The organism is Streptomyces sp. CNP082, assembly GCF_059570535.1.
The window spans coordinates 1-1,365 of sequence record NZ_JCANSZ010000146.1 but is presented as its reverse complement, the minus strand read 5'-3'; the positions used below and the strand labels follow the sequence as shown (position 1 = coordinate 1,365).

Here is a 1,365-nt window from a genome sequence, read left to right as displayed (position 1 = left end):
GTCGGTGTCGATGAGGTGGATGCGGTCGGGCTGTTCGTTCTGGGCGGTGCGGATCAGGCCCCACAGCGGTGCGTGCGGGAGGTGGATGTCCTCGGCGGGGTCGGTGGCAACGGCCCGGTGGGTGAGGACGACGAGGCGTCGGTCGGTCTGGTCGTTGTCGGCCAGCCAGCCCTGTACGTAGGTGAGAAGCGCCTCGGTCGCGACGTGCGCCGCGGCGGGCGAGTCCTCGGTGGCCGGGACGGCGACGTACACGTCTACCCGGTCGAGAGCCACCTGCTCCACCGGTTCGGGGGCGGCGGAACGCCAGTCGAGATGGAACAGACTGTTGCGGGTCGTGATGCCCGTCTTGGGGGTGCTGGTCAGCGCTGAGGAGTCGACCGGCCGCGTGTTGAGAGCGGCGATGCTGGCCACGGGAGCGCCGGTCGGGTCCCAGGCGTGGAGAGCCAGGTCGTGGCCGTGCTCGCCGGTGGGCACAAGGGTGGCGCGGAGCCGGGTGGCGCCGGTGGCGTGCACCGACACGCCGCTCCATGCGAACGGCAGGCGGAGTTCCTGCGCGCCGTCGCCGTCCTCGTTGAGGCTGCGGGTGGCGAGCGGGTGGAGGGTGGCGTCCAGCAGTGCGGGATGGATGGTGTGGCCGGCGGTGTCGGCGTCTTCGCCGAGGTTGATCTCGGCGTGGAGGGTTCCGTCGGGGTGTGACCAGGCGGCGGTGACGCCCTGGAAGGCGGGCCCGTACTCGTACCCCGCAGCCGCCATCCGGATGTAGAGGTCCGCGATGTCGAGCCTCTGTGCTCCGGCGGGGGGCCACTGAGCGAGCGGCTGGGCCGCTGCTGCCGGTTCGGCGGTGAGGGTGCCGGTGGCGTGGCAGGTCCACGGCTCCGGTTCGGCGTCGTCGTCGGTGTGGGGCCGGGAGTGAATGGTGACCTGCCAGCGGCCGGGGCCGCCGTCCTCGGCTGCCGCCTCGGGGCTCGTCGTGACCTGGAGGTCGCGCGTGACGGCCTCGTCAAGGAGCAGGGGCGCTTGGAGGGTGAGTTCTTCGAGGTGGGTGGCGCCGGTGTGGTCGCCGGTGTGCAGGGCGAGGTCCACGAGGGCGGTGCCGGGCAGGAGAACGGTGCCGGCGACGGCGTGGTCGGCGAGCCACGGGTGGCTGCCCAGGCTGACCCGCCCGGTGAACACCGTGGTGGCGTACGAGCCTTCCGTACCGGTGTCTGAGCCCTCGCTGCCGTCGGCGAGCTGAACGGCGGCGCTGAGGAGCGCGTGGCTGCTGCTGATCTGGCCGAGGTCTCCGGCGCTGGTGAGCTGGGCCGAGCCGTGGAGCCAGTAGCTGTTGCGCTGGAAGGGGTAGGTGGGCAGCTCGGGGAGCTGGTC

At 72.3% G+C, this 1,365-nt stretch carries 1 protein-coding gene; it reads right to left on the bottom strand.

Features of this window, described 5'->3' with window-relative positions:
• Nucleotides 1-1,365: polyketide synthase dehydratase domain-containing protein (locus B124_RS37015; protein WP_496507409.1), on the bottom strand; the 1,365-nt coding region annotated here is incomplete at both ends.